Origin of the sequence: Ensifer sp. (assembly GCF_035999135.1) — a bacterium.
Taxonomy (GTDB): domain Bacteria; phylum Pseudomonadota; class Alphaproteobacteria; order Rhizobiales; family Rhizobiaceae; genus Ensifer.
On record NZ_DASYGZ010000144.1, the window covers coordinates 42,246 to 63,733 of the forward strand.

Genomic DNA, 21,488 nt, shown 5'->3' on the forward strand with positions numbered 1-21,488 from the left:
GTCGATAACATGCAGCCCTGTTACCGACCAGTAACATTTTCGGCAAGCACCCAGAAAAACGGCCATGAGCCTTCCGCTGTCCGAAAACGTCGGTGACCGCAGAAATTTTCTTTCTCGATGTCGGTGGGCGCGGTCGTCAGGCGTCTTTTAGCCAAAGTGCACACCGCACAGACCTGTTGAATTTGATCACGTTCGCGATCTGGGTCGCTCCGACCGGTCGCGGTTGCGTGCCGGAGCCTTACGATGCGCATGTTGGATGGGCTGAAGGCGAAGAGGTGCGCCGCTGACCGGATGGTTGGCGGGGCCTGCGTGCGCGCGCCCGACCCCATGATCTCGCCATCTGCCGTCCACTGCCAGGACGTCTCCACAAAAGGATCGATCCCGTCATGATCGACTTCTTCATCCACCGTCCGATCTTCGCCTCGGCGATCGCCATCATCATGACGCTCGCCGGCGGCATCTGCTATTTCCTGCTGCCGATCTCGCAATTTCCCGACGTGACGCCGCCGCAGATCGTGGTGGCGGCCAATTATCCCGGCGCCAGCGCCCAGGTCGTCGCCGACACCGTCACGACGCCGCTCGAACAGCAGATCAACGGCGTGCCCGGCATGCTCTACATGACCTCGACGAGCTCGAACGACGGCTCGTCGCGCATCATCATTTCCTTCGAGGTCGGCTATCCGATCGATGTCGCGGCGCTCGACGTCCAGAACCGGGTCTCCCAGGCTGCCTCGTCGCTTCCGGCGCTCGTCAACCAGACCGGCGTCACCATCGCCAAGCAGATCCCGAACTTCACCGTGCTCGTCAGCCTGGATTCGCCCGACGATTCGGTGGATTTCGCTTCGGTCAGCAACTACGCCTACCTGCAGATCCTCGACCCCTTGAAGCGGTTGCCCGGCGTCGGCGACGTCCAGCTGTTCGGCGAGCGGCGCTATTCGATGCGGATCTGGCTCGATCCCGACCGCATGGCCAATCTCGGGATAACCGCCATCGACGTCCAGAACGTGATTGCCGAGCAGAACATCCAGGTCGCCGGCGGCAAGATCGGTCAGTCGCCGGCACCGGCCGGAACGCCCTTCGAGATGCAGATCAATGCGCTTGGCCGATTGAGCGACCCGTCGCAGTTCGGCGATATCGTGCTGAGGGCCGACCCGACGACCGGTGCTGCGACCCGGCTGCGCGACGTCGCGCGCATTGAGCTCGGGGCACTGCTCTACTCGTCGTCGGTGACCTTCAACGGCAAGGAAAGCGTGGTGCTTGCCGTCTTTCAGGGGCCTGGCTCCAACGCGCTCGACCTGCAGAGCCGCGTCCAGAAAAAGATGGACGAACTGTCGGAGCGCTTTCCCTCGGGCATCGCCTATCACATGTTCTATGACACCACCCGCTTCGTCTCGGCGGCGATGAAGGATGTGGTCTACACATTGCTCGAGGCGCTGGCGCTCGTCGTCTTCGTCGTCTTCATCTTCCTGCAGAACCTGCGAACGACGATCATCCCGACGATTGCGATCCCGGTTTCGCTGATCGCGACGCTGGTGGTGATGTACTTGTTCGGCTTTTCCCTCAACATGCTGAGCCTGCTCGGCATGGTGCTCGCGATCGGCCTGGTGGTCGACGACGCCATCGTCGTGGTCGAAAACGTCGAGCGCCAGCTCGAAGCCGGATTGCCGCCGCTCGAGGCCACCAAGAAAGCGATGCAGGAGGTGACCGGCCCGATCATCGCAACGACCGCCGTGCTGCTTGCCGTCTTCATCCCGGTCGCCTTCATCCCGGGCGTTGCCGGCAGCCTGTACAACCAGTTCGCGCTGACGGTCGCGATCTCCGTCGCCTTTTCCGCCTTCAATTCGCTCACCCTCAGCCCGGCGCTCAGCGCCGCCTTCCTGCGCTATCGCGGCGAGCCGCGCTTTGCGCTGTTCCGCTGGTTCAACGATGGTTTCCATGCGCTGTCGCATGGCTATGCACGCAGCGTCGTCGGGCTGGTGCGCTGGCGTTTTGCCCTGTTCGCGCTCTTCCTCGTCGCGGTCGGATCGACCTACGCGCTGTGGCAGCGCATCCCCTCAACCTTCCTGCCGGTCGAGGACCAGGGCTATTTCTTCGTCGTCATCCAGTTGCCGGACGGCGCCTCGCTGGAGCGCACCGAAGCCGTTGCCCGCCGTTCCGAGGAGATCCTGCGCAAGACCGCAGGGGTCGATTTCGTCGGCTCTGTCGTCGGCTTCAACTTCCTCTCCTTTGCCGCCCAGTCGAACTCCGCCGTGCAGTTTGCGGTTCTGAAGCCGTGGGATGAGCGCCCGCCCGAACAGGGTGCTTCGGTGCTGCGCGAGGCCGTGATGCCGCAACTCCTGCAGATCCCCGACGCCTTGGTGCTGGCGTTCGACCCGCCGTCGATCCAGGGCCTCGGCGCGACCGGCGGCTTCGAATTCCAGGTGGAGGATCTGGCAGGCCGCAGCGCGCAGGCGCTGAGCGACGCCACCCAGGCGCTGATCGCCGAGGCGCGCAAGCAGCCGGAGATCAATCCCTACCAGCTGTTCACAACCTTCAGCACGTCGAGCCCGCAATTCGACTACGACCTCGACCGCGACAAGGCCAAGCTTCTGGGTCTCAACCTTCCCGATATCTTCGGCACGCTGCAGATCTATTTCGGCTCGCTCTATGTCAACGACTTCAACCTGTTTGGTCGCACCTTCCGCGTGACCTTGCAGGCAGACCAGGCCGCACGCGCCTCGGCAACCGATCTTTCGCGCCTCTACGTGCGCAACACGGCGGGCGAGATGGTGCCGCTCAACACGCTCGGCACGTTCCGATCCACGGTCGGTCCGGAAACCATCACCCACTACAACAACTACCCCTCGGCGCTGGTCAACGGCGCGGCAGCACCCGGCTTCAGTTCGAGCCAGGCGGTGGCGGCGATGGAGCGGGTGGCGAAGTCGACGTTGCCGCGGGACTACACATTCGAGTGGACCGGCATTACCTATCAGGAGATCCGCGCAGGCTCGATCGCCGCGCTCGTCTTTGCGCTCGCCCTCGTCTTCTGCTTCCTGATCCTGGCGGCGCAGTACGAAAGCTGGTCGATGCCGTTCATGGTGCTGCTCTCCGTGCCCCTGGCGCTGCTTGGCGCACTGTCGGCACTCTGGCTGCGCGGAATGCAGATCGACGTCTATTCGCAGATCGGTTTCGTGATGCTGGTCGGACTTGCCGCCAAGAACGCCATCCTGATCGTCGAGTTCGCCAGGCGGCGGCGTGAGGAAGGGCTCGACGTCGTCGCAGCCGCGGCCGAAGCCGCGCGCCTGCGGCTGCGGCCGATCCTGATGACCGCCTTCGCCTTTATCCTTGGCGTGCTACCGCTGATGTACGCCAGGGGCGCCGGCGCCGCCAGCCGGCAATCGATCGGCACGACCGTGTTCGGTGGCATGCTGGCCGCCACGGTGCTGACGCTGATCTTCGTCCCGGTTTTCTACGCGGTCATCGAAAAATGGCGCGAAGGCGCCGCGGCAAAACCGATCGGCCATAGGCACGAACCGGAAGCAGCCGAATAGCAATTGGAGCCTGACATGCGTGGTTCGAAACTGGTCCTTGCCGCCGCGGTCGCAGTTGCCGCCCTTGTCGCGGCCTATCACTACAAGAATGGTGGCTTCGAGCTGAAAGGCGGCGATGCCGGCGCCGCCGTTGCCCCGCCGCAGCAGCAGGCCATGCCCGTTCCTGTCGCCGCGGTCGTCAAGAAGACCATCCCGATCTATCTCGACTACTCCGCACGCACCGAGGCGATCCGCAACGTGACGCTTCGCGCCAAGGTCACGGGCTTCGTGGAGGCACAGGCGGTTCCGGATGGCTCCGACATCGTGGAGGGCGACCTGCTTTACCGGATCGACGCGCGCGACTATCGCGCCGCACTCGACCAGGCGAAGGCGCAGGTCGAGCGGGACGACGCCTCGCTCGCCTACCTTCGATCGAGCCTGACCCGCGGCAACGAGCTTGCCACCACCGGCTACCTGGACAAGGACACTTTCGACCAGCGCCGGAGCGCCGTTCACCAGGCGGAAGCAGCACTTGCAATGTCGAAGGCGGCGGTGCGCACGGCCGAGATCAACCTCGACTACACCGAGATCCGCGCCCCCTTTGCCGGGCGGCTTGGGCGAAACCTGGCGCCTGAGGGAACGCTCGTCAGCAACACCGCCGGAACCCCGCTCAACAACCTGGTTCAGCTTTCGCCGATCTACGTCTCGTTCAATCCGAGCGAAGCCGAACTCGGCGACATCCGCAAGGCCCAGGCGAAGGGCAAGGTCGAGGCGGAAATACTCCTGCCCGGCGACAGCGAGCCACGCTACCGCGGCGACCTCAGCTTCATCAACAACACGGTGGAAGGCAACACCGGAACCGTCGTGGCGCGCGCGACGATCGACAACAAGGACCTCTCGCTGCTGCCCGGCCAGTATGTTCGCGTTCGCCTGAAGATCCGCGACGAACCCGATCTGCTGATGGTTCCTGAAACCGCGCTCGGATCGAGCCAGCTCGGCAAGTACGTCTATGTCGTCGGAAAGGGTGAAACGGTCGAGCAGCGGCTGGTCACGCCCGGCCCGACGAGCGGCGACCTCATCGGCCTGACATCCGGGGTTTCGGAAGGCGACCAGGTGATATCAGGCAATCTGCAGAAGATTTTCCCCGGCGCCCCGGTGAAGCCGATGCCCGCAGAACAGGCGCAGAAGTAGACCGCAGTAACTCCAGGAAAGTGCGAAGCGGTTTTCCGTCCGGGATTGCGATCTAACGGCCAGCGTTGCCTACGGTCGCTTCAGGATCGGGAAGACCATGCCGAAGGTGATGACGGCAATGGCGATGACCTGAAGCGGCGTCGGGACTTCGCCGAGAACGACGACGCCTGCCGCAGTCGTCGTCACCGGAACGCACGGCATGAACAGCGACGCCGGCTGCGGGCCCAGTTGCCGAATGACATAGGTATAGAGAACGCTCGCGAGCGCGCCGGCAAAAAAACCCTGGATGACGAATTGCGTGGCGATCTCGGTGAAGGACGCAGCGGAAAGTCCGCTGGGCGCCAGGACGTGCAGCAGCGGCAACGGCAGGCAGGAGAAGAACACGACCGCGATCGTCGCCGTCACGGCGTCGACGGACCAGAACCGCACGAGCACCGCATAGGCGGCAAACATCACCCCCGACAACGCAAACAACAGATCGCCACGCAACGTCTCGGGGTCGCCGGCGCCCGACTGGACGACGAACAGGAGCAGGCCGGCAATGACCGTGATGATGCCGGCAAGACGCGTGCGGGAGAATTTGTCCCTGAAGACGACGCGCGAAAACAGGAACGTGAAGAAGACGATCACGGCGGGAGAGAGAGCTGCCGCATGGGCGGCCGGCGCCATCGAAAGTCCCTGGTTGATGATCAGCGGATAGGGCAATCCGGTCAAAAGCGCGAGCACGGCTGCCTTCCGCCAGCCAAGCTGTCTCAGTTTCGGCAGGCCGGACATCAGGAACACCGGCAGGAAGGCAAGGGCGGCACCGGAGAAGCGCAAGGTGACGATGTCGGGGGCCGTCAGATGTTCGCGGAGACTGAACCGGGCCGCGACGAATTGAATGGTGGTGATCGCGACGACAGCCAGTCCGGCGAGGACCGCAAGCCGGCGGCTGTCGGAACCGTCCTCGATTGTAACACTTTGCACCGATGCCTCCCGATATTGCAGCTGCCCCAACCACTGAGAGGCCTCGACACAAACACCGTATTGCGCAAATGAGCGTGTCGAAATACATTGATTTCTATCACTTTGAGTGCATTTCACTTATTTATGGGCAAAATAGCGTGACGAACGAAATCGCAGGATTGGACACGATTGACCGCACCCTGCTGCGGCTGCTGCAGGAAGACGGCCGGCGCACCACGCTGGAGCTGGCGGACCGTGTCGGCCTTTCGCCGACGGGCACCAGCCAGCGCGTGAAGCGCCTGTTTCGAGAGGGTTTCATCAAGGCCGTCAGGGCCGTCCTCGATCCGCAGAAAATCGGTCGCGGCACGGTGGTCTTCATCCAGGTGCGCCTCGATCATACGGCGCCGCATATTTTCGAGCGGTTTTCCGACGCCGTCGCCAAGGCGCCGGAGGTGCTGGAATGCCACATGGTGATTGGCGGCTTCGACTATCTGGTCAAGGCGCGGATCGGCGACATGTCGCTGTTTCAGGGCTTTCTCGAGCGTGTGATCCTGCCTCTGCCTGGTGTCCGGGAAACCCACACCTACGCATCGGTCGGCGACGTCAAGCCGGACGCGCTGCTGCCGATCTGAGCCGATCTCAGGTGCTGCTGCCGTGGCGCCCTTGCCAGCGATCCGGTCCGGGGTCGCGCCCGGCGGCGACCTGCGCCAGCCGCTCGAGATAATGCGCCCAGCCTTCCGCATGCCCGGCACACTGATCGGCAGTCGGCAAGCCGGTGTGCGTCAGCCTGAGCAGCGTTCCGTCCGGCTCCTCGATCAGGTCGATCTCGACGAGGCTCGAGCCCGGCGGCACGATATCGCTGCCCTCCCAACCGAAGCTGTAGGCGAGCCGGTGCACCGGCACGACCTCGCGGAACGCGCCGCGCGCAAACCGTTCGCCGGTGACATTGACGAGATAGAGGCCACCGGGTTCCGCCCTGGTATCGGCCTCCGTACCCATCCAGCGCAGGATCTTTTCCGGATCGGTCAAAAGCGCAAAAACAGCGGCCATAGGCGCCTGGATGTGGGTCTCGCGACGGACAACGAGGGCTTCCTGCATCGGACTTCCCTTTCGCTTCTCGCGGCACCTGTCTTGAAAGTTCCGGACGCCGCAGACTGCCTAACGCGCGGAGCGATGGTTCAGATCCGCTCGTGCGTTTTCGTTCATGGATCTGTTGTCTGTCGCAATCGCACAATCGCTGCGTATCGGTGCGCGACAAGCTCAAGTATAGCCGCCTGCGCCGTGCCGCGCCACCTTCCCTGCCCGCTCCGCCCTTGCCCGAAGGCGATACGACCCTATCATTCCGATCATGGACCTGCCTGCACCCCTCGCCTGGCTCGTGGACGAGGCAATCGCCTGCCATGAACCGGAGCAGTTTCTCGCCACGCTCGGGCGTCAGCTGCTTGCCGACAACCTGCCATTGGCCGGCGGCGCCCTGACGCTCGCCGTGCCCGACCCGATCATCGCCCACCGCAGCTGGTTGTGGCAGGCGGAGACCGGAGCGGTGATCGAGCGCCTGAGTTTCAAGGGAGCAGCGACAGGCGGCATGGGGCCGGACGGCGCACCGCAAGATCGCACCGCTGAAGACTGGCTGGCAGGACTTGGGTCGCTGGCTGAGGACACGGATGCGTCAAACGCGCCGGCGCCCGTCCTGCGCTGGGCGGGAATCCACCCGTTCTCTCCCGGCGAAACCGAGAGGCTGCATCAGGTCGCGCGGTTTGCCGCGACACCGCTCGCACTCCTTAAAGAAAAAGCGGCTTTGAGCGCCCTGCTCGACGCCTATCTTGGCCGACGCAGCGCCGCTCGCGTCAGGGCCGGCGCCGTCGGCCGCGGCACCGGTGAAACCATCCGGGCGGTGTTGCTCTGCGCCGATCTGCGCAACTTCACCACGCTCTCGGAAACGACAGATCCCGATCTCGTCATCGCCGCGCTCGACGCCTGGTTCGACCGCATGGCCGGTGCGATCCACGCCTTCGGCGGCGAGGTGCTGAAATTCATCGGCGACGGCCTTCTCGCCATTTTTCCCGTGATCCATTCGCCGGCCGAAGCCTCGGACGCGGCCTTGCGCGCCGTCATCGCGGCGCGCGCGGGCATGGCGCACCTCGACGCAACGCGCAAGGAAGATGGCCTGTCGCCGCTGCCCTTTGGCGTCGCCCTCCATCTCGGAGACATCCTCTGGGGCAACATCGGCGCGGCCGATCGGCTCGACTTTACCGCCATCGGCCCGGCCGTGAACCTCGTCAGCCGGCTTGAGGGCCTGTGCCGGCCGCTTGGTCGCTCCGTTCTCGCATCCGGCGCCGTCGCGGCGCAGACCTCCATTCAGCTGGTCCCGCTCGGCGAGCATCGGCTGCGCGGCATCGCGGCCCCCTGCGCCATCTTCGCCGTGCCGGACGCGTAGCTAGGACTTCGGAAAGACCGTCGCCCGCTTGACGGTGCCGTAGGCGAAGCTGGTGTCGATCGCGGCGATGCCTTCGATGTTGTGCAGCTGGCTGCGCACGAACTGCTCGTAGTCCTTGAGGCTCTTGACCAGCACCCGCAGCAGGTAGTCGGCTTCGCCGGTCATGACGTAACAATCCTGGATATTGTCGATCGTCTTCACCTTGCGCTCAAAAGCGGCCACCGAGGCCTCCGAGTGACGTTCGAGACGGATGCGCACGAAGGCGGTGATCGGCAGGCCGTAGGCCTCCTCATCGACGATTGCCGTATAACCCTTGATGATCTTCGCCTCTTCGAGCAGTCGCAGCCGCCTCAGGCACGGCGACGGAGACAGGGCCACCTTCTCCGACAGGTCCTGGTTGGAAAGCCGTCCATCCTTTTGCAGCGCCCAGATGATCTGCCGGTCCTTGTCGTCCATCGCTCCCCCTTCGTTGGCAGATTCTGCCAATCCTTGCATCAACCAAGAGCGAGATAGCAAGAAACCGATACGTCGAGAAGCATATCATGCAGGCCAAATCCGAAAGGCAAAAGCGGCATGACCGACGTGACGTCAGACTTTCAACCATCGAAGCCCCGGTTGCTGGAGCCAGTGATCGCCGGATACCTCGTGCTCTTCGTCGTCGTTTTCGTCTGGGCGGGGTTCGCCTTGAGCATGCGTTTCATTGGCGCGTCGCCCCTTGCCACCGCCGACGTCGCGCTGATCCGCTTTGCAATCCCGATCGTCGCACTGCTGCCGGCCATCCCGCAGCGGCTCGTTGTCTTCCGCCGCGTCAGACCAAGGGATGCAGCCCTCGTCCTCCTTGGCGGCGTGCCGTTCTTCTTCGTCGTCTCGGAGGGCGCCAAGGCAACGTCGGCGGCCCATGTCGGCGCACTCGTCGCTGGAACGACGCCGCTTTCCGTCGCCTTGCTGATGCTTGCCCTGGAGCGCACGCGTGTGCCGAAAAAGCGTTGGCTGCCGCTGGGGCTGATCCTTGCCGGCGTCATCGGCATCGTCGCCGGTCAGCAGCAGGCGATGACCGCCGAGATGCTGCGCGGCGTCGGGCTGCTGCTCGTCGCAAGCCTCATCTGGGGCGCCTACACGATCGGCCTCAGGCGCACCGGACTGGATGCGATTGCCAACGGCCTGCTCCTGTCCATAGGCTCCCTCGTGATCCTATTGCCGCTGATCCTGACCGGCGCCGTCGACAGCCATATCGGGCAGTTTTCATGGCACCAGGCCCTGCCCTTCATCCTGGTGCAGGGGCTCGGGGTCGGCCTCGTTTCGACAATTGGTTATGCCTTTGCAATTTCGAAGCTCGGCACCGCGCGCAGCGCCACCTTGGGCTCGCTCGCTCCGGCCCTTGCAAGCCTGCTGGCCATTCCGATCCTCGGCGAGCCGCTCACGGTCGCAACCGCCATCGGCGTCGCCGTCATCACGACCGGCGTGTTCCTGGCAAACCGCCCCTAGACTCTTGAAACAAAAGGGACCTGACATGCTCGCCGCTTTGCCGCTCGCCGAACCCGATCCGCTATGGGCGCTTCTCAGAGCATTCCGAACGGACGGCAGAACAGACAAGATCGACCTCGTCGTCGGCGTCTACAGGGATGCGACGGGTGAAACGCCTGTCATGCGCGCCGTGCAGGAAGCCGAGGTGCGGCTCGCGTTAGCCGCCGCCTCCAAATCCTACCGGGCCCTGTCGGGAAATGCGGCGTTCAACGACGGCATGGCAAAACTGCTGCTCGGCGAAAACACGATGGCGCTCGAACGCCAGTGCACGATCCAGACGGTCGGCGGCACCGGTGCACTCCGGCTTCTTGCCGATTTCATTGCGCTTGCGTCACCGCATGCGACGGTCTGGAGCACCAATCCCGGCTATGTGAACCATCGTCCGATCATGACGGCTGCGGGACTCGCGGTCCGGTCCTTCCGTTGGCAGGAAAACGAAACGGGACTTGATATCGGCACGGCGATCGCCGACCTGCAGCAGGCCCGCCAGGGTGACATCGTCCTCTTGCACGGGTGCTGCCACAATCCAAGCGGGATCGACCCCTCGCGTGAGCAATGGCGGCAACTGGCCGAACTCTGCGGGAGACGGGGGCTGATCCCGCTCATCGACATGGCCTATCAGGGTTTCGGCGATGGGATCGAGGAAGACGCCTTTGGGCTGCGCCATCTCGTCGGCGAGCTCGAAACCGTGCTCGTTGCTGCAAGCTGCTCGAAAAACATGGGGCTCTATTGCGAACGCACGGGTGCTGCCATGGTGATCGCCGCCGAGGCGCGGCCGCTCGCCAATGTCCGCGCCACGCTCGAAAGGCTGACGCGCGCCAGTTACTCCATGCCGCCGGAGCACGGCGCCGCGATCGCCGCCGATCTTTTCGAGAATTCCCGCACATGGCTTGCAGAACTCGCGGCATGCCGAAAGCGCGTTGCCGACACCCGCCGCGATCTTGCCGACGCGCTGGCGCGCTGTGGGGCGCCTGAACCCTTGCAGGCGCTCAGCCGACAGAAGGGCATGTTCTCGTTGCTGCCGCTCGATCAGCACCAGATGAACCGGCTTCGCCAGGATTTCGGCGTCTACGGCACCGCCAGCGGACGGATCAACATTGCCGGCTTGCTGCCGCACCAGATCGACCGGCTGGCGGACGCCCTCGTCTCGGTGTCTGAGCTGCCCCCCGTCAAAGCCAGCGCCTGACGCGCGCCTTGTAGGTGAGATATTCGCTCGCAAACTTGCGCTCCAGATAGGCCTCCTCGCGGGCGACCACGCCATAGCGGATGACAAGCCAGAAAGGCATAAGCAGGAACAGGAGCCAAAGGCTGTTGAAGGCAAGGGCAAGACCGAAAATGCCGAGCAACATGGCGACGTAGATCGGGTTGCGGCTGAAGCGATAGGGCCCAACCTCGACTATCGCGCTCGTCGGCCGCGTCGTCTGAATTTCGGTCCCGGCTCTGCGAAATGTCGTTGCCGCCCAGATCATCAGCGCAAGGCCGGCAGCGAAAATGGCAAGCCCGATCAGCCGACCGGTCAGCAACCCTGGCAGAAACGGCAGCGGATAGGCGCCGTCGAGCAATAGGCCGCCACCAACGGCGGCGAGCCACGCGATCGGTGGCCGAACCACTGCACCGGAGCGGTCACTGTCACCTTCGTCGCTATCGTTCATGCACCCCCCTTGCTTGCCAGCGTTCGGCGCAACGCGCCGACGACCCCGACTTTAGCCTCGGCCGCCTCTTTGCGAAATTGCCGGAACTCGTTATCTCAGGGAAGGGTCATCGACCATCTGGACCGATGACGGCACTGCAGAAATGAGGACGAGAGACATGAAAGCACGCGTCAAATGGGTGGAAGACCGGACCTTCGTCGGGGAATCCGGAAGCGGCCACAAAGTCGTATTGGGAACCGCCTTCGGCGACGACGGCCGCACGCCGGGGCCGAGCCCGATGGAGCTTGTGCTGATCGGGACCGGTGGCTGCTCGGCCTATGACGTCGTTCACATCCTCGAAAAGGGTCGCGAACCGGTCGAGGACTGCGTCGTCGAGCTCGAAGCCGACCGCGCGGAAACCGAACCCCGGGTCTTCACCCGCATCCACATGCATTTCGTCGTCAAGGGGCGCGGCCTGTCGCCGAGCAAGGTCGAGCGCGCCGTCTCGCTGTCGATCGAAAAATACTGCTCGGCCTCGGCGATGCTCGCCAAGACCGCGACGATCACCCACGACTTCGAAGTGGTCGACACCAGCGCAAGCTGAGCGCCCTTTCAGCGGCAATCCTAAAGACCTGCGGGCTGAAACAGCTCGACGACATTGCCGGAGGGGTCGACCAAAAGGATCTGCGCCCCTCCAGGCCCCCTGACGACATCATTGCGGAAGGTGACGCCGGCTGCGCGCAGCCGTTCAATCTCACGCGGCAAATCATCGACGATCAGATGGATCCGGTTCCAGCCGCCGGGCCCCGGCGTCTCGCCGTCCGGCATCGGCCGGCCGGCCGAACTGGTCGGCCCGCTGAGCAGCAGCCGCAGATCACCGCGCCGCACGTCGGCGAACGCCGGCGCAAAATTCGTCAGGAGAGCGAAGCCGAGATGGGTGGTGTACCAGGCAACCGCAGCCTCGACGTCGTCAACCATGTAGCGAACATTGACCAGATTTTCCGACAACGCCTTCCGCCCCGTGCTCCAACTTGGATCCGTTGCTACGCGCGCACTGGAGGTGACAGGCCGCGGGACTATTCGGGCAATCCCGCCAACCGCAGACCCTCGACGTATCGCTCAAGCAACGCCTTGTCGCGATACGGCGCGCGAGAACTGTATCGCTCGATCGAGAATTCCGGATTGAGCTTCAGCAGTTCGCCCGCAGCGCGACGCGCATCTTCCACCCGGCCGAGTTGCGAATAGGTCGCTGCGAGCAGCCTATAGGCGGATCCGAGATCCGTCATCTTTTCCAGCAGCGCCAATGCCTCGCCATAGTGGCCCGAAAGGTACTTGCTGGCAGCGATGTTCCAGAAATACCAGTCCGGCCGACTTGGGTTCAGCCGCAATGCCAGCTCTCCGATCCGGATCGCGTCCTCGAGAAGACCGAGATAACCCAGGGCATCGCAGTACTCGGCGAGCAGATCACAATTGTTCGGCGCCAGTTCACGGCCGCGTTCATAGCAACCGATCGCACGCTCGGTCTCTCGCTTCCAAAGATGGACGACACCGAGCGCCCAATGAACGTCGGCGTCATAGGGGCTCAACTCCAGCGCCTTGCTTGCCCAGGCGAAGGCGCTGGCCAGTGTCGCCTCCATGTCCACGCACTCGTTCCACTTCAGCTTGCGAAGCTCAAGCCAAGCGAGGCCGAGGTACCCACGCGCGTAGCCCGGATCAGCGTCTATCGCAGCGAGGAACATCTCCTTCGCAAGCCGCACCTCATCCGACTTGAGGCTTTTTTCAAGGTGTCGTCCGCGCAGATAGAAATCATAGGCGTTCAGGTCCCTGATAGGCTTGGACAGAACCCTTTAGCGTTCGGCCTCCTCGATCTTGACGTTCAGGGCAGCCGGAATGGAGCGCGACAGTTCGTCCTGGACGTCAAACATGTCGATCGGGCCGAAATCGAATTTTTCCGCCCAAATGTGTTCGCCTTCCGCATCGGTCAGGCTGGCGTTGACCCTGACGCGGTCCCCAATCCGCCTGACGCTGCCCTCAAGCGTGTAAAAGGCGGCTAAAGCCGGCTGGTGCGGGTCCGCACGGGGCAACCGCACGATGACATTCAACCCCGAGAAGCGTGACAGTCCCGCGACGACATCCTGCGTGATGCCAGCAGCGAAGTACTCCTGGTCAGGATTGCCGCTGAGGTTCACGAACCTTGTCACGTAGAGAAGCGTCCGGTTCGACTTGATCGGGGGATTTTCCCGCACACCCTGAGATGATGGAGGCACAACGGTTTCGTCGATGACGATGTTGTAGACGTGGACCGGACGGGCGATGTTCTTCAGCCTCTGCTCGCCGATGTCTTCGAAACGCATGCCGAGCCGGCCACCCAGCGTGTCGTGAACCGAGGATGAGACGGAGACACCTCCGGGCTTTGCGAGACTTTCAATACGAGCGGCCACGTTGACGCCATCGCCATAGACGTCTCCCTCCTCGAACAGAAGGTCGCCGATGTTGATGCCGATGCGGAACTCCATCTGTCGATCGCTGGCGGCGGTCGCATTGCGTTCTCGCATCCCGCGCTGAATAGCGACAGCACAGCGAACCGCGTCTTCGACAGCGTGGAACGCGACGAGCATGCCGTCGCCGATCAGTTTGACGATACGCCCATCGTGCGAGGCGACCTCGACGTCCAGAAGCTCCTGCCGATGCGCCATCAGCGCCGCCAGGGTGCCTTTCTCATCAACTTCCATGAGCCGGCTATAGCCGACCACGTCCGCGGCCATGATGACGGAGAGTTTCTGTTCCATCGGCACCCTCGGCTCCTGCCTCCATATGGATAGCATATTCGAGGGCCCGAGACACCGACCGGGTTCTGTGTCCCGACCCTTCCCGTGATATCGAGGAACCGCCGGACAGGCGACGAAATGCCGGCAGACCAAGCAGTTCAATCGCGATAAAAATTGCGCTTCCAGCTGTGGGCGGTGAGCTTGGCCCGTTGCGCGTCCGGCAAGCCGACCCCGTCGCCGATGGCGCAGTTGCGCTCGACATTGCGAACCGAGCGCATGCCCGGGATGACCGTCGAGACCGCCGGGTGGCTGAGCACGAAGCGCAGCGCCGTTTCTGCCAGCGCGTCGGGCGCGATCTGAAGGTCCCCGACGATCTTTCGCGTCCGTTCTTCAACCTCGCGCTTGCGATCGCCGCGGAAATAGGTCTCGCGGAAATCTCCCTCGGGAAAGACGGTGTCGGCGCGGATCTGGCCGGTCAGGCCACCCTCGTCGAGCGCCACGCGCACGATCACCCCGACCTTGTGCTCGAGGCACGCCGGCAGCAGTTTTTCTTCCGGTGCCTGTTCGAAGATGTTGTAGATCACCTGGACACTGTCGACCACGCCGCTCTCGATCAGCCGCAGCGCATTGTCCGGTTCGTAGTCGTTGATCGAAACCCCGAAGAAGCGGATCTTGCCGTCGCGCTTCAGGCGCTCGACCGCCTCCAGCCAGTCACCGCGCCCCACCCATTCGTCCGACCAGACATGGAATTGCTGCACGTCGATCGTCTCGACGCCGAGATTGCGCAGGCTCGTCTCTGTTGAGGCGATCACATGGTCGGCCGGGAAGGTCTGCTCGGCCGGCGTTCCTGCGTGGGCGGGCCATTGCATGTTCTTCGGCGGGATCTTGGTCGCAACGTAGATCGTCTCGGCGCGCTCCTTCAGCAGGCCGCCGATCAGTCTTTCGCTGTGGCCCTGGCCGTAACCCAGCGCCGTGTCGATGAAGTTCAGGCCGAGATCGACGGCGCGGTTGAGGGCGCGCATGGATTCGTCGTCGCTGGCGCCCTGCCAGTGGCTCTTGCCGATGCCCCAGGCGCCGTAGCCGATTTCGGAAATGCGAAGGCCGGTCCGGCCATAGGATCGATAGTGCATGACGCGCTCGCTGACGTTGGCGGGAATGATGCCGCTTATCTAGAGCCCGGCATCCGGCCGTCAACGGCCGCGATCGAGGTGGCTTCGCCATCGTGCATCGCGCGGATGCCGAAGAAGCGGTTTTGACGTCGATGATATCGAAGAAACAAAAAAGCCTGCCGCGGGAGGAGGTGCGGCAGGCTCTTTAAAATATCGATCAGCAGCCTGGGAGGAGGAGTGGCGCTGATCTTGCGAACGATCAGGGAGGAGGAGATCGTTCACCCATCGAAGCTCTGCGGGAGGAGGTGCATTGCTTCGATGAATAGGAATATACAGCGTCCCTGCCCAAATAGTAGGCGGGATTTCCGCAGGCCAGCTATGCGCTATGCGCGTAGCGCAATACCGGGATCGCCTGTTCTTCCCGATAGGACGACCGACGAACGCGTCGTCCAGCAGAGGGACCTGCAGGTGGAAACCGGATACCGCCGCTCCTCAGTTTTCCATGAAGGCGCGCGCCATGCTGTCGCGGATCGGCTTGGTGAGATAATCGAAGAAGGTGCGCTCCGCCGTCTGGATGAGGATTTCGGCAGGCATGCCCGGGGTTACGACGAGCCCGTGGATCCGGGCAAGCTCGCTCGCCGGCAGGCTGACGCGGGCCAGATACACTTCGCGCGTGCCTTCCTGGGTTTGCACCGGCAGCGCATCTGCCGAGACATAGAAGACCTGGCCGTTGAGCACAGGCGTCGTGCGCTGGTTGAGCGCCGTCATCCGCACAGTCGCCTTCTCGCCCACCCGGATATTGTCCACGTCGGTGCGCAGCACCTGCGCCTCGATGATCAGCGGAACGTCGGCCGGCAGGATCTCCATGATCGGCTTGCCGCTCTCGATGACGCCGCCGGATGTGTGGAAATGCAGGCGAATGACGGTGCCCGTCACCGGTGCGTTGATCGTGGCGCGACGTAGGACATTGGTGGCGCCGCGCAACTGCTCGCGCACGGTGTCGAGTTCGGCCTCTGCCTTCTGCAAGTCGTCAAGGGCGGCCTCGCGGTAGCTCTCTTCGGTCTGGTTGACCTGCTGCTGCTGCTTGAGGATCTGGGCGCCGGTCTCCGAGACTTCGGACATCAGCCGCCCGATCTGGCCTTCGGCATCGGCGATTGCCCGCTGAATGGTCTTGATCTCGGTCTTGCGGATCAGGTCCTTGGCCAGAAGCGTCTTCTTGCCGATATACTCCTCTTCCAGCAGCACGCGCTGCTCGCGCACCGATTTCAGCTGTTCCTCAAAGCCCTGGGCGCGAAACTGCAGGCTCTCGATGTTGCGCTTCAACAGGCCGATATCGCTGTCGAGCTTGCTCCTCCAGGTCCGGAAATTCAGCTGCTGGCTCTGCACAATCGGCGCGACCTCCGGATCATCCTTCAGGTGATCGGTCAAAGCCGCCGGCAAGGCGATTTCCGTCAGGCCGTTTGCCTGGGCGTTGAGCCGCGCAACGATCGCTTCAAGTCGTGCGCGCCTCAAAAAGAACTGCCGCTCGTTGGCGAGTGCCGCCGTCTCGTCCAGCCGGATCAGCGGCTGCTCGGCCGTGACGTGATCACCCTCGTTGACGAGGATCTCCTTGATGATCCCGCCTTCGAAATGCTGGACCACCTTGTTCTGCCCGGTTGCGACGAAGCTGCCCTGGGCGATGACCGCTGCGGCAAGCGGCGCGGTGAAGGCCCAGAAGCCAAAGCCCCCGAAGGTGACGAGGATCAGCGCAAGGCCGATCGCCGTGTGCTGCCAGATCGAGCGCGGAACCTCCGCGTACCAGGTCAGGTCCTGTACTTTTGCCGTTTCTGCCATGATCGCCTACGGAAGCTGGGGTTGGTCGAGCGGGTTGCCCTCGGTGTTCACACCGCGGGCAGCCAGCGCCTTCAGCACGTCCTGGCGCTGGCCGAAGAGCGCGACGGTGCCGTTCACCAGCAGCAGTACCTTGTCGACGCTGTTGAGAAGGGCTGGACGCTGGGTGATGGTGACGACGGTGATCTTCTCCCGCTTTGCATGGGTGAGCGCGCGCGTCAGCGCCGCCTCGCCCGCGGTATCGAGGTTGGAGTTGGGCTCGTCCAGCACCACCATGCGCGGATTGCCGAAGAAGGCGCGGGCAAGTGCTACGCGCTGCTTCTGGCCGCCCGACAGCGGCGAACCATCTGCCGCCACCACCGTCTCGTAACCGTGCGGCAGCATGGCAATCATGTCGTGAACGTCGGCAAGCTTGGCGGCAGCGTAGATGTCGGCGTCGGTCGCATCCTCGCGCATGCGGGCGATGTTCGCCTTGATCGTTCCCGGGAACAGCTGCACGTCCTGCGGCAAGTAGCCGATGCTCTCGCCGAACTGCCGCTGGTCCCAGTTCCTCAAGTCCATCAGGTCGAGCCGGACATTGCCCGAGGTCGGCAGGATGGAGCCGACCAGCATCTTGCCGAGCGTCGTCTTGCCGGCGCCGGAACTGCCGATCACCGCAAGAGAATCACCGGGCTCGAGCGCGAAGGTGATGCCATTCAGCACCACGCGCTTGGTTCCCTGCGGCACGAAAAGCAGCCGCTCGACATCAAGGCGCCCTTCCGGCCGCGGCAGCTTCAGGCGTTCGAAATTGAGAGGCGACGTCTGCAGCAGCGCGGTGATGCGCCCATAGGCGGCCCGCGCCTGGATCACCTGATGCCAGCCCTCGATCGCCGCTTCGATCGGACCGAGCGCACGCCCGGCGACGATCGAGGCCGCGATGACCATGCCGCCCGACAGGTGGCCGTGGAGGGCGAGATTGGCGCCCCAGCCGAGCATGGTCACCTGGGTCAGCAACCGCACTGCCTTGGAGAGCGAAGCAAAGGCGATGTTGCGGTCCTGCGCCAGGACCTGGGCCTTGAGCGACCCCGCCATGTCCTTGCCCCAGATGTGCACGGCTTCCGGGATCATCGCCAGCGCGTTGATGATCTGCGAGTTGCGCGACATCGAATCGAGATGCAGGTTCGCCTTGGTCTGGTAATTGGTCGCCTCGCCGAAGCCGGCGGCGGTCGCGCGCTGGTTCAACAACGTGACGATCAAAAGGAGCACGGCCGAGGTCACGACGATCGCGCCGAGATGCGGATGAATGAGGAAGACCGCCAACAGGAACAATGGCGCGATCGGCGCGTCGAGAAAGGAAAGCAGCGTGCCAGAGACCAGGAAGGACCGAAGCTGCTGCAGATCGCCAAGCGTCTGGTACTCGCGCCCGTTGCTGTGGAGGGATGCCCTGGCCGCGGCACTCAGGATCGGCGCGCCGAGTTGCGCGGCGACCTCAACCGCCGTGCGCATCAGGATCATGCGGCGAATGCCGTCGAAAATGGTCTGCAGCACGACCGCGCCGACGATCAGTATTGTCAGCATCATCAAGGTGTCGAGCGAACGGCTGGTTAGCACCCGGTCCGAGATCTGGAACAGATAGACCGGGATTGCCAGCACCAGCACATTGGTGGCGATGGTGAACACCATGACGATCATCAGGTTTTGCCGGATCGCCTTCAGACCGGCCTTGAGGCTCGCCGAAAAATCGACCGGCCCCAAGCGCTTGTGGAAGACCCCGCCTCCACCGCCGCCGCCGCCATTGCCGCTCGTTGAACCGCCGCCTTTGCCAGGTGACCGATCATCCACTTTCACCGGTCCGCGGTCGCCATCGATCACCACCATGCCCGATGGCGAATTTCGCTCCTTCATTTCCGCCGTCGGCCAGACGATCGGCTTTTCGACCCGGGCCTCCGGCTTTCTGTCGTCGACAAAGAGCCGACGCTCGGTGACAGGCGCCGCTTTGACAGGTTCAGGGCTGGCTTCGCCCCGAACAGGAGCCTCCGTCCTTGGCGGCCAGGGCCGCGGAGTGACCGCGCTCGGCTGCGCCGTGGCGGCTGTTGGGGCGGGCGCGACATATGTGGGCGCCGGGTTCGGTGCAGCGCCGACGGCCGACACCGGTCTTGCCACGACCGGTCCCTGAAGGGGCGTAGGCGCCGCGGTAGGGCGGTTCGCATTGTCTCTGGCGTCGGTTGCCGCCGCTCTTCTTATTTGATCCGCCACCCCGTCGATCTCCCTAACGGCACGATCCAGAACGTGCTCATGATGGTCAAGCTTGCGCAGAAACTCTCGCCGGGCCTGGTCGGCATCGGGTTTCTCCGACCCACCGCCATTGTTTTCGTCTACACGCGTCGCGCCGGCATCGCCGGTTTCCAAGGGCGCTTTCCAAGCCGGGCTGATGCGGTCGTTCATGAAAATCCTCTCGCGCTCCGATCAGGCGACCATGCTGTGCATGGGATCGACGCTGGCCGTGTCGATTGTGTGCAGTCCCGGGTTTGGCGAGATCTGGTCAGGCTGCTGGCCGTGATCCGGAGCGAGCATGTCGTCGCCGAGGAAGACGACGGCCTCGCTGACCAGCGCATCCGGATTTTGACTTTCGAGATAGGGGTCGTTCTTCACCAGCTCGGCCTGGATGAGCACTTCGTCCGAATAGACGCCGCCGCCGGCATAGATCGTCTTGCCGGTGTCGACGTCGACGATCCCAGCGTAGTTGAGCAGGGCGTTCGAGCCGGTGGTAATCGTCCAATCCGCATCCGGACGGGCGGTGAGTGCGTTCATCGCCAGCGTCACCTGGTCGTTGTCACCCAGAATGTTGGTCTGCTGGATGTAATTGAGGCTGATGAGATCGCCTGAAATATAGAGCACCCTGATCCCATGAAGCCCGGCAAAGGCGGGATCGTGCAGGAAATCGGCGGATGACGGCTTGTTGCCTTGAGACAGATCCTGCAGGGCGGAGAGATAGCCTTCCGACAGAGGGCCGACCGGACCCGCGGTGCCCGCTTCGACGATCCCGGCGTAGTTCCAAAGCAGGTTGCCGCCGGTCGAGACCGCGCCGGCGCCGCTTGTGTGGAACCCGCCGACAGCACCTATCAGATCGTTGTCGAGCAGGATGTTCGTCTGCTGGATGATGTTGGCGTCGAAGACGCTGCCGCCGACGAATATCAGATCGTATCTGTATCCCAACTCCAGCAGGGACACTTCGTTGGCCGCCGTATTGTCGCCGGCAACGATCGACAGCTTGGAGCCCGAAGCCGAGACGATGGCCGTGTCCTGATCCGACATGAAGGTGAACTGCTGCAACCAGTTCACCATCATGAGATCACCCTTCACCTCGGTGATCGCCCACACCGAGGGGAAGCCAGCGGTGTCGGCGTGCGTCGTTTCGGCGGCTGCCGGCTCGACATGCTTGAACATCGCGATGTTGAAGGCCTGTGTCGCATTCTGCTCGGGGTTGCCGCCGCCGAGGGCCGCGCTGACGAGGTCGCTGTCGTAATAGGCGTTGGTCTGGATGATGGCGTTGAGTTCGACATGATCGCCGGCGACCGCGAGCACCTCCGCCTGCAACCAGTTGCTGGTCACCACGGCGGAATTCACCAGCGTGTTGCTGCCGGTATCGAGGTCGACGGAAACGTCGATTGATACCGTGCCTTCGCCATGAGCGGTGCCGCCATCGACATCAACAGGACCGTTGGAGAGCTTTGGCTCATCGGCGGCCTCGGGCGCTGCGTCCTGGTTCGGCAGGTGATCCTTGAGAACAGGCGCTTCGTCCGCGATCACGCCATTGACGTAGATGCCCTCGAGCGCACTCGCCTTGGCGACGAAACTCTTGACGGAGAGGCCGTTCACCTCGGCCTCGCCGCCGGAAGCGTTGGCATTCAGTCTTTCGGCCGTGCTCGTTACCAGGATGGCGATCGCATCGCTTGAGCCGGCGACGTCCGTGTCGCCCAGCAGCGAAATTTGCTGCGCCGCATCGATCAGTTCGCCCATCGTGGCGCTGTCGTCGGCGTGCAGGCCCGATTTCAGGCCGTGCCCGCCGATGCTGATCGTATCGTTGTCGGAGAGTTCCGCCGTCTGGGCGCTGTAGACCACGACCGAGCCCGGTGGATTGATCTGCGGCGTCCCGGCCTGGGCCGCCGCCGTCTTGACCGCTCCGCCCTGCAGCGCGTTCTCGCTCACGCCACGGCCCAGAAATCCGCCGGAAATCGGATACTCGGGGAACGCCACGCCCGCATATCCATCCGGTGTCGGCATGTAGATATCCGGCGCGAGCGGCTTGTAGGGGACGTCGGGGTTGAAGTCGTCGAGATCGTAGGGCGCCTGCACCTTGACCGGCGCTGACACAAGCTCTTTCGGGTCTTTGTGGATTTCGCGGTCGGGATCGAACTTTTCGTGCACTTCGCGCAGCCGCGCCTCTTCGGCGGTGAGTTCGAACAGACCTATGAAATGGGCAATGGCCTCGGTGATCTTTGCAGAATACAACGTCAGGCCCTCCTCCTGTCGTCGGCAGTCCCCGTTGGCGCAACGGTTCGTGC

Annotated in this window: 19 protein-coding genes; 7 read left to right on the forward strand and 12 right to left on the reverse strand. The window is 63.6% G+C overall.

All coding sequences use genetic code 11. The features are described from left to right. Positions 1-20: 20 nt before the first annotated feature. Positions 21-407 (reverse strand): hypothetical protein, encoded by a 387-nt coding sequence (locus tag VGO12_RS17550; protein ID WP_327514026.1) that lies wholly within the window; start codon positions 405-407, stop codon positions 21-23. On the opposite strand from VGO12_RS17550, the gene VGO12_RS17555 reads away from it, so the two are divergent. Both VGO12_RS17555 and VGO12_RS17560 read left to right on the forward strand, forming a co-directional pair. Further along, complete coding sequence (locus VGO12_RS17555; protein ID WP_327514027.1) at positions 387-3,530, forward strand: multidrug efflux RND transporter permease subunit; 3,144 nt, start codon at positions 387-389, stop codon at positions 3,528-3,530. The two genes, VGO12_RS17550 and VGO12_RS17555, sit on opposite strands and share 21 nt — an antisense overlap. Before the next feature lie 15 nt (positions 3,531-3,545). After that, complete coding sequence (locus VGO12_RS17560) at positions 3,546-4,700, forward strand: efflux RND transporter periplasmic adaptor subunit (protein WP_327514028.1); 1,155 nt, start codon at positions 3,546-3,548, stop codon at positions 4,698-4,700. 69 nt (positions 4,701-4,769) lie between these two features. Here VGO12_RS17560 and VGO12_RS17565 read toward each other — a convergent pair whose 3' ends face one another. Then, complete coding sequence (locus VGO12_RS17565) at positions 4,770-5,666, reverse strand: DMT family transporter (protein ID WP_327514029.1); 897 nt, start codon at positions 5,664-5,666, stop codon at positions 4,770-4,772. 149 nt (positions 5,667-5,815) lie between these two features. On the opposite strand from VGO12_RS17565, the gene VGO12_RS17570 reads away from it, so the two are divergent. Further along, positions 5,816-6,277: an Lrp/AsnC family transcriptional regulator gene (locus VGO12_RS17570; protein ID WP_327514211.1), complete on the forward strand. Its 462-nt coding sequence runs from the start codon at positions 5,816-5,818 to the stop codon at positions 6,275-6,277. A 7-nt stretch (positions 6,278-6,284) separates the two neighbouring features. Here VGO12_RS17570 and VGO12_RS17575 read toward each other — a convergent pair whose 3' ends face one another. Then, positions 6,285-6,743 carry an SRPBCC family protein gene (locus VGO12_RS17575; protein ID WP_327514030.1) on the reverse strand — a complete coding sequence of 153 codons (459 nt, stop codon included), beginning with the start codon at positions 6,741-6,743 and terminating at the stop codon, positions 6,285-6,287. A 250-nt stretch (positions 6,744-6,993) separates the two neighbouring features. On the opposite strand from VGO12_RS17575, the gene VGO12_RS17580 reads away from it, so the two are divergent. Further along, positions 6,994-8,082, forward strand: coding sequence for an adenylate/guanylate cyclase domain-containing protein (locus tag VGO12_RS17580; RefSeq protein WP_327514031.1), 1,089 nt, complete (start codon positions 6,994-6,996; stop codon positions 8,080-8,082). Here VGO12_RS17580 and VGO12_RS17585 read toward each other — a convergent pair whose 3' ends face one another. Then, on the reverse strand, positions 8,083-8,538 hold the full coding sequence (locus VGO12_RS17585) for an Lrp/AsnC family transcriptional regulator (RefSeq protein ID WP_327514032.1): 456 nt from the start codon (positions 8,536-8,538) through the stop codon (positions 8,083-8,085). 117 nt (positions 8,539-8,655) lie between these two features. On the opposite strand from VGO12_RS17585, the gene VGO12_RS17590 reads away from it, so the two are divergent. Then, on the forward strand, positions 8,656-9,567 hold the full coding sequence (locus VGO12_RS17590) for a DMT family transporter (protein ID WP_327514033.1): 912 nt from the start codon (positions 8,656-8,658) through the stop codon (positions 9,565-9,567). Between the two features lie 25 nt (positions 9,568-9,592). Next, entirely contained in the window at positions 9,593-10,792 is a 1,200-nt protein-coding gene (locus VGO12_RS17595; RefSeq protein WP_327514034.1) for an aromatic amino acid transaminase, read from the forward strand. Here the strand turns inward: VGO12_RS17595 and VGO12_RS17600 are convergent. Continuing rightward, the gene (locus tag VGO12_RS17600) at positions 10,776-11,258 is read right to left on the reverse strand and encodes an isoprenylcysteine carboxylmethyltransferase family protein (protein ID WP_327514035.1); all 483 of its coding nucleotides are present in this window, start codon (positions 11,256-11,258) and stop codon (positions 10,776-10,778) included. The two genes, VGO12_RS17595 and VGO12_RS17600, sit on opposite strands and share 17 nt — an antisense overlap. A gap of 157 nt (positions 11,259-11,415) precedes the next feature. Between VGO12_RS17600 and VGO12_RS17605 the strand changes: the two genes are divergently transcribed. Beyond that, positions 11,416-11,841, forward strand: coding sequence for an OsmC family protein (locus tag VGO12_RS17605; RefSeq protein WP_327514036.1), 426 nt, complete (start codon positions 11,416-11,418; stop codon positions 11,839-11,841). A gap of 20 nt (positions 11,842-11,861) precedes the next feature. Here VGO12_RS17605 and VGO12_RS17610 read toward each other — a convergent pair whose 3' ends face one another. The 7 genes from VGO12_RS17610 to VGO12_RS17640 form a co-directional block, all read right to left on the reverse strand. Continuing rightward, positions 11,862-12,245, reverse strand: a complete 384-nt coding sequence (locus tag VGO12_RS17610) for a VOC family protein (RefSeq protein ID WP_327514037.1) — start codon at positions 12,243-12,245, stop codon at positions 11,862-11,864. 68 nt (positions 12,246-12,313) lie between these two features. Continuing rightward, entirely contained in the window at positions 12,314-12,994 is a 681-nt protein-coding gene (locus VGO12_RS17615) for a hypothetical protein (protein WP_327514038.1), read from the reverse strand. A gap of 90 nt (positions 12,995-13,084) precedes the next feature. Further along, positions 13,085-14,026, reverse strand: coding sequence for an adenylate/guanylate cyclase domain-containing protein (locus tag VGO12_RS17620; RefSeq protein WP_327514039.1), 942 nt, complete (start codon positions 14,024-14,026; stop codon positions 13,085-13,087). Positions 14,027-14,163: 137 nt separating this feature from the next. After that, positions 14,164-15,135, reverse strand: a complete 972-nt coding sequence (locus VGO12_RS17625; RefSeq protein ID WP_327514040.1) for an aldo/keto reductase — start codon at positions 15,133-15,135, stop codon at positions 14,164-14,166. A gap of 471 nt (positions 15,136-15,606) precedes the next feature. Beyond that, positions 15,607-16,947 carry an HlyD family type I secretion periplasmic adaptor subunit gene (locus tag VGO12_RS17630; protein ID WP_327514041.1) on the reverse strand — a complete coding sequence of 447 codons (1,341 nt, stop codon included), beginning with the start codon at positions 16,945-16,947 and terminating at the stop codon, positions 15,607-15,609. Positions 16,948-16,953: 6 nt separating this feature from the next. Beyond that, entirely contained in the window at positions 16,954-19,368 is a 2,415-nt protein-coding gene (locus VGO12_RS17635; RefSeq protein ID WP_414650739.1) for a type I secretion system permease/ATPase, read from the reverse strand. A gap of 21 nt (positions 19,369-19,389) precedes the next feature. After that, positions 19,390-21,435 (reverse strand): type I secretion protein, encoded by a 2,046-nt coding sequence (locus tag VGO12_RS17640; RefSeq protein WP_327514042.1) that lies wholly within the window; start codon positions 21,433-21,435, stop codon positions 19,390-19,392. Positions 21,436-21,488: the final 53 nt, after the last annotated feature.